The sequence below is a fragment of the Bacillus sp. JJ722 genome (assembly GCF_036963345.1).
Lineage (GTDB): Bacteria > Bacillota > Bacilli > Bacillales > DSM-1321 > Bacillus_AD.
Window position 1 is genome coordinate 1 of record NZ_JBALMO010000208.1, and the last position, 6,378, is coordinate 6,378.

Sequence of the window (6,378 nt, forward strand, 5' to 3'; positions counted from 1 at the left end):
CACCTTGAGGCCCTTGGGAACCTGTTAAACCTGTATCGCCTTGAGGTCCAGTTGTTCCTTGAGGTCCCGTATTGCCTTGAGCTCCAGTAGTGCCCTGAGCCCCAGTATTACCTTGAGGTCCAGTAGCGCCTTGAGAACCAGTATTGCCTTGAGGTCCAGCAGGCCCTTGAGGCCCAGCGTCCCCTTGAGGTCCTCCTGGTGTACCAGCAGGCCCTTGAGGTCCAGTTAATCCCTGTACACCCTGAGGCCCTTGAGATCCCTCTCCATAAGGTCCCTGTACACCCTGAGGTCCAGTTAATCCAAAAGGTCCCTGTACACCCTGCGGCCCTTGAGATCCTTCTCCATAAGGTCCTCTTGGTCCTTGAGGCCCCTGTGGTCCTCTACGATGGTGGTGACAGTGACAGTGCTCTGGAAAATAGCATCCACATTCACACATATAAAAGCCGCATAAACAATCTAAGAAGCCACAGATTTCGCATCTTTTACGTTTGCCCAATGTTAATTTCTCCTTTCTAATTAATTGATATATATTATTCAAAGATAATTATTTGAACTGGACTAAAGCTAATACATATACATTTTTATATGAAGTATTGCTATGACTAGGTACCTTAATAATGATAAAAAGGGCAAAAAAAGGGCTATGAACAAGGTACTTGAAAAAATACTAATAGTCATCAAACAATTATTTTATTATTATAAAATTGTTTATTAACAATCTATATATACATTTTTGCATATGCAATTGAATATAAATGGAAATGAATCTTTGAAATCTGAATTTAATTCTTAGATTAATTGAAACGGAGATGAGTAGAGTATGATAAAGATTCCGTTTTTAAGACCAAATCTTGTGAAACAAGACACGTTTTCAGGCTATTTATCACAAATGGAGCAATCCAGGATTTACAGCAATTATGGTCCGTTAAATACACTTTTTGAAAATAGAGTGCTGAACAACTACTTTGGAGGGAGCGGAGCAGCAGTTACGGTAAGTAACGCTACAATTGGACTGATGTTGACTATTAATCAGCATAAACGACCTAAAGGGCAGATTGCATTAATGCCTAGTTTCACTTTTTCAGCTACTCCACTTGCCGCTATGTGGTGTGGTTTAGAACCTTATTTCATTGATATTAATGAAGATAATTGGTGCATGAATGAGCAACTCATCCAAGAAGCATTAGAGAAATTAGGAGATAAGGTAGCTATTGTGATTCCTTATGCAACCTTTGGCACAGATATGGACATAAACTTCTATAAAAGATTAGAAGAAAGAGGAATGCCTGTTGTTTTTGACGCTGCCCCTAGCTTTGGAACAAAAGGGGATAATGGTTCTTTTGGAAGTGATTTTCCTGGCTTTGTTGTATTTAGCTTTCATGCGACTAAGTCATTTGGAATTGGCGAGGGTGGTTTAGTATATAGTGCTGATACAGATCTAATTCAACAACTGCGAAGAGCGGGTAATTTTGGCTTCTCAACAAATAGAGAAACGATTTCTCAAGGTCTTAATAGTAAGCTTTCAGAATATAGCGCATCTATTGCTCTTGCTACATTAGATGCTTTTCCGGAGAAAATGAGACAAAGGCAACAAATATATCAATGGTATTGTGAGCAATTTCAACAAAACGCCGTATTAAAAAATGAGTGGCAACTTCAAAAAATAAATGGATCGGTTGCTCATCAATTTATGCCGGTTCTTTGCCCTAAAGATCGGAGAAATTCAGATTATGTCAAACTATTAGCTGATAATCATATTGAAGCACGAACATATTTTTCTCCATCATGTCATCATCAACAATACTTCACATCATTTAATCGAACCTTAATGAGTGTTACGGATAATATTTCTGAACGTATATTAAGTTTGCCGCTATGGGAAGAGATGAAAGAAAGCAATGTTAAGGAAATTACACATGTTCTTGCTAAAGGATTGAGTCGATGAAAAAAATTGTTATTTGGGGTAGTGGGGGGCATGCGCGCGAAGTCAATCACCTTTGTGAATATTTACATTATGAAGTTATAGGATTTCTTGATGAAAGACCAAAAATGAAAGGAATTATTATAGATGATCTACCGATCTTAGGCGATCTTCATGATATTACTTCTTTAAGAAAGGAAGTACAAATAGTATGTGCTGGTGTAGGAGATCCTCACTTGAAAAAAAGATTCGTTACTAAAACAAAAGATGCAGGATTTGAAATGGCAGATACAATCATACATCCTTCTGTTTATATCTCTAAACGAACAACTATTGGAGTTGGTTCAATTATTTGTGAAGGTACCATTATTACTACAAATGTTCGTATTGGAGATTTTGTGATCATTAATCGAAGTTCCAATATTAGCCATGACGATATCATTAGTGATTATGTAACTATTTCCCCTGGAGTTACTATTGCTGGGAATGTGACAATTGAAGAAGGAGCTTATATCGGTATTGGTTCTTCAATTCGTGAAAAAATCAATATCGGTCCATGGTCGATTATTGGTGGTGGAGCATTCGTGAAGAATGACGTACCTGGTAAAAAACTATACGCAGGAGTGCCTGCCGTGTTCAAAAAAGATATAAATTAATTAGCGAGTTTGTCTAAAAGCAAATCACCTTCCCACGCATATAATAGTAATTGGTTGCTACTAATAAACTAATTATTATTTCTAGGAGGTGATAATGATGAAAGGAATCATATTAGCTGGTGGGTATGGCACTAGATTATATCCATTAACTAAAGCTGTTTCAAAACAGTTATTACCTGTCTATGATAAACCGTTAATATATTATCCATTATCTGTGCTTATGCTTGCGGGTATTAAAGATATTCTAATTATTTCAACACCTATTGATGTGCCTCGATTTAAAAACCTATTAGGTGATGGGTCACAGTTAGGAATTAACTTAAGCTATATAGCACAAGAAAAACCAGATGGTATCGCTCAAGCATTTATTATTGGAGAAGAATTCATAGGAACAGATTCAGTAGCTTTAATATTAGGTGACAATATATTTTACGGACATAATTTCACTAAAACATTAGAAAATGTTGTATCTCGAAAAACAGGTGCAACGATCTTTGGTTATCATGTTAATGATCCTCAAAGATTTGGGGTAGTAGAATTTGATGAGAATTATAAAGTGAAATCTTTAGAGGAGAAGCCACAGACTCCTAAATCTCACTATGCTATTACGGGGCTTTATTTTTATGATAATAAAGTGATTGATATAGCTAAAAATATTAAAAAATCTTTACGTGGAGAATATGAGATTACTTCTGTGAATGAATGTTATCTCCAAAGAAATGAGTTAAATGTGGAGCTGTTAGGTAGAGGTTTTAGTTGGATGGACACTGGTACCCATGAATCCCTAATAGACGCTTCACTATTTATTCAAACCATTCAAAATCGGCAAAATGTGCAGATTGCTTGTATTGAAGAGATTGCCTATCGTAAAGGTTTCATTTCAAGCCAACAGCTACTCAATTTAGCTAAACCATTAGAGAAGAATGAATATGGGAAATACCTTATACGATTATTAGAAGAATGAAGTTATTCTTCAACTACTTTCTAGAAAGGAATCGGTACAATGAATCTTCTAGTTACTGGAGGTGCCGGGTTCATCGGCCTAAATTTCGTTCATTTATTGCTAAAGAATACTTCGTATGCGATAACGGTTATAGATTCTTTAACATACGCTAGTCATCCTAAAATAATAAAAGATCTCACATCTGACTCTAGATTACGTTTTATTAAAGGCGACATTGTTAACGAGGATGATATAGACAAGGTGATGGACCAAAACTATGATGCTATCATTCATTTTGCTGCTGAGTCTCATGTTGATAATAGTATCAAAAATGCAGACCAATTTATTAAAACAAATATTGTAGGTACTTATCATTTATTACAGTATTTATTAAAGGGATATGCAGCAAAAATGATTCACATTTCTACAGACGAAGTATATGGAACTTTAACTACTACTCAGCAACCATTTACAGAAGAATCCCCTCTAAAACCTAACAATCCTTATTCAGCTACGAAAGCAAGTTCAGATTTATTGGTTCGTTCATACAATGAAACATTTAAACTCCCCCTCATAACAACAAGATGCAGCAATAATTTTGGTCCTTACCAAAATAGAGAAAAGTTTATTCCTACTATTGTATATAGCGCTCTTCACAATCATAAAATTCCTATCTATGGAGATGGTCTACAAATAAGAGATTGGTTGTTTGTAGAAGATCATTGTAAAGCAATTGCCATGATACTTGAAAAAGGCATTTCAGGTGAAGTTTATAATATTGGTGGTGGCAATGAAAGAAAAAATATTGATGTGGTTAAACATATTTTAGATATAATGGGCAAGCCTCATAACTTAATTGAGTTCGTTAAAGATCGTAAAGGTCATGACCGAAGATATGCCATTAATTCTACAAAAATCCAAAATGAAATCGGTTGGAAACAAGCGTATTCCTTTGAAAAAGCATTAGAAGAAACTGTTAGATGGCATATGAGCAATTTTAATGGATCTTTGCTATGAAGATTGTTATAACGGGTGCAAACAGCCAACTAGGGCAGGAACTCATTAAACATTTAAAAGATGAATACGAAGTAATTCCATTTACAAAACAACAATTGGATATAACGAATCGCACAAACATAAAAGAAATAATACAGAAAATCCAACCAGAATATCTTATTAATACAGCTGCCTATACACAAGTCGATTTGTGTGAAAAAAATAGTAGTGAAGCTTATCTTATTAATGGAATTGGACCATATTATCTAGCTTGTGAAGCGAAAAATAGGAATGTGAAATTTATTCATATTAGCACTGACTATGTGTTTGATGGACAAAAGAATGTACCTTATGTAGAAGAAGATGTTCCTAATCCTGAAACTGTATATGGAAAAAGTAAACTACTTGGTGAAGAGTTATCTCTCGTCGCATATGAAAGCACTACAATTATTAGAACATCATGGTTATATGGCCATGGAGGTAAAAATTTTGTAAATACGATAAAAAAGCTAATTAATCAGGCTCGAAATATTCGTGTTGTTCATGATCAATATGGTTGTCCTACTTACACGAAAGATCTTTGTATCGCTATTAAACAGTTATTAAATAAGCCCAATGGAATTTATCATATTTCAAACTCTGGCAGTTGTAGTTGGTTTGAATTTGCCACTGAAATTGGATCAGTTCTAAATTCACAAACAACTATCATCCCTGTTACGACTAAAGAGTATGGACTTAAAACCCCAAGACCTATGTATTCTGTTTTAAGCCATCAAAAGATAAATGCCAACGGGATATTTATACGGAATTGGAAAGAAGGATTGTATGAATATTTAAAGAAAGAGGGTGATGATAGTGGGGATTGAAAATGTTGTATTTAAACAATTAATTAAACATTGTGATGATAGAGGTTTTTTTGCCGAAGTTGTAAGAGATGACGACAATCTTTTAACACATTTTGGCCAACTTTCATGGACAACATCATATCCTGGTGTCATTAAAGCTTTCCATTATCATGAACAACAAGATGATCTTTGGTTCGTTTCATCTGGTAATGCACAAGTAGTGTTATATGATTTAAGAGAAGAGTCGCCTACCAAAGGTGAAACGAATGTATATTACATGGGGGAAAATAATCCGAGTATATTACTCATTCCTAAAGGGGTTGCTCATGGTTATCGCGTACTAGGCGAAAAATCAGTTACGGTTCTGTATTGTACAACCAAGTCTTATAACGCTACGCGACCAGATGAAAAAAGAATTCCGTGGAACGACAAGGAAATTAATTTTGATTGGGAAACAAAACATAGATAATTCATTGAAACCACTGACTAACCAGTGGTTTTCTTTATACAATAAGAAACTTTACAAAGCAATTGCGAAGGTATTTAAATTTACATTCGGGTTTTATGGTATTTAATAGAATAAGATTTCATATTCATATTTAATTTCTTACCTGCATAAGTTTTCATGAAAAACATTAGCACTTTGCCTATTTTTTCATAGTATATAAGGACATTTGCATAGGAGGGAAACAGCGTGAAGATACACATTGTCCAAAAAGGAGACACACTTTGGAAGCTTGCAAAAAAGTACGGCGTGCATTTCGAAGAGCTGAAAAAGTTAAATTCCCAGCTGAGCAACCCTGACATGATTATGCCAGGCATGAAAATAAAAATTCCAGGTGTAGGTGCTTCAAAAAACCCTGCTACTTCTCAATCAAATACAAAAATAAATGTAAACTCCAAAAAAGAAACAGTTATGTCAGGGATCTTAAAGCCAGTGATAAAAGAAGCTCCTCAACCTAGTGAAGCGAAACCAATTGTTAAAGAAATGGCAAAGCCAAATGTAACAAAACCAAT

Annotated in this window: 7 protein-coding genes and 1 pseudogene; 7 read left to right on the forward strand and 1 reads right to left on the reverse strand. The window is 35.1% G+C overall.

Going from position 1 to position 6,378, the window contains the following annotated elements:
* A pseudogene (locus tag V7014_RS20970) lies at positions 1 to 496 on the reverse strand (hypothetical protein); the annotation flags it as partial.
* A 324-nt stretch (positions 497 to 820) separates the two neighbouring features.
* On the opposite strand from V7014_RS20970, the gene V7014_RS20975 reads away from it, so the two are divergent.
* From V7014_RS20975 to safA, 7 genes are all read left to right on the forward strand, one after another.
* The gene (locus V7014_RS20975) at positions 821 to 1,945 is read left to right on the forward strand and encodes a DegT/DnrJ/EryC1/StrS family aminotransferase (protein ID WP_335509974.1); all 1,125 of its coding nucleotides are present in this window, start codon (positions 821 to 823) and stop codon (positions 1,943 to 1,945) included.
* Positions 1,942 to 2,577, forward strand: coding sequence for an acetyltransferase (locus V7014_RS20980; RefSeq protein WP_335509976.1), 636 nt, complete (start codon positions 1,942 to 1,944; stop codon positions 2,575 to 2,577). Before V7014_RS20975 ends, V7014_RS20980 begins: the two co-directional genes overlap by 4 nt.
* A gap of 97 nt (positions 2,578 to 2,674) precedes the next feature.
* Positions 2,675 to 3,541: a glucose-1-phosphate thymidylyltransferase RfbA gene (rfbA, locus tag V7014_RS20985; protein WP_335509978.1), complete on the forward strand. Its 867-nt coding sequence runs from the start codon at positions 2,675 to 2,677 to the stop codon at positions 3,539 to 3,541.
* Between the two features lie 39 nt (positions 3,542 to 3,580).
* Positions 3,581 to 4,537, forward strand: a complete 957-nt coding sequence (gene rfbB / locus V7014_RS20990) for a dTDP-glucose 4,6-dehydratase (RefSeq protein ID WP_335509980.1) — start codon at positions 3,581 to 3,583, stop codon at positions 4,535 to 4,537.
* Positions 4,534 to 5,382, forward strand: coding sequence for a dTDP-4-dehydrorhamnose reductase (gene rfbD, locus V7014_RS20995; RefSeq protein ID WP_335509982.1), 849 nt, complete (start codon positions 4,534 to 4,536; stop codon positions 5,380 to 5,382). The genes rfbB and rfbD overlap by 4 nt, the downstream gene beginning before the upstream one ends.
* Entirely contained in the window at positions 5,366 to 5,830 is a 465-nt protein-coding gene (locus V7014_RS21000) for a dTDP-4-dehydrorhamnose 3,5-epimerase family protein (RefSeq protein WP_335509984.1), read from the forward strand. The genes rfbD and V7014_RS21000 overlap by 17 nt, the downstream gene beginning before the upstream one ends.
* A 225-nt stretch (positions 5,831 to 6,055) precedes the next feature.
* A partial coding sequence (gene safA, locus V7014_RS21005; protein WP_335509986.1) for a SafA/ExsA family spore coat assembly protein occupies positions 6,056 to 6,378 on the forward strand: 323 nt, incomplete at its 3' end.

Bases quoted from the DNA above. Each gene is read 5' to 3' on its own strand.
- V7014_RS20975 (WP_335509974.1), top strand. From the start codon at position 821: ATGATAAAGATTCCGTTTTTAAGACCAAATCTTGTGAAACAAGACACG.
- V7014_RS20980 (WP_335509976.1), top strand. From the start codon at position 1,942: ATGAAAAAAATTGTTATTTGGGGTAGTGGGGGGCATGCGCGCGAAGTC.
- rfbA (WP_335509978.1), top strand. From the start codon at position 2,675: ATGAAAGGAATCATATTAGCTGGTGGGTATGGCACTAGATTATATCCA.
- rfbB (WP_335509980.1), top strand. From the start codon at position 3,581: ATGAATCTTCTAGTTACTGGAGGTGCCGGGTTCATCGGCCTAAATTTC.
- rfbD (WP_335509982.1), top strand. From the start codon at position 4,534: ATGAAGATTGTTATAACGGGTGCAAACAGCCAACTAGGGCAGGAACTC.
- V7014_RS21000 (WP_335509984.1), top strand. From the start codon at position 5,366: ATGATAGTGGGGATTGAAAATGTTGTATTTAAACAATTAATTAAACAT.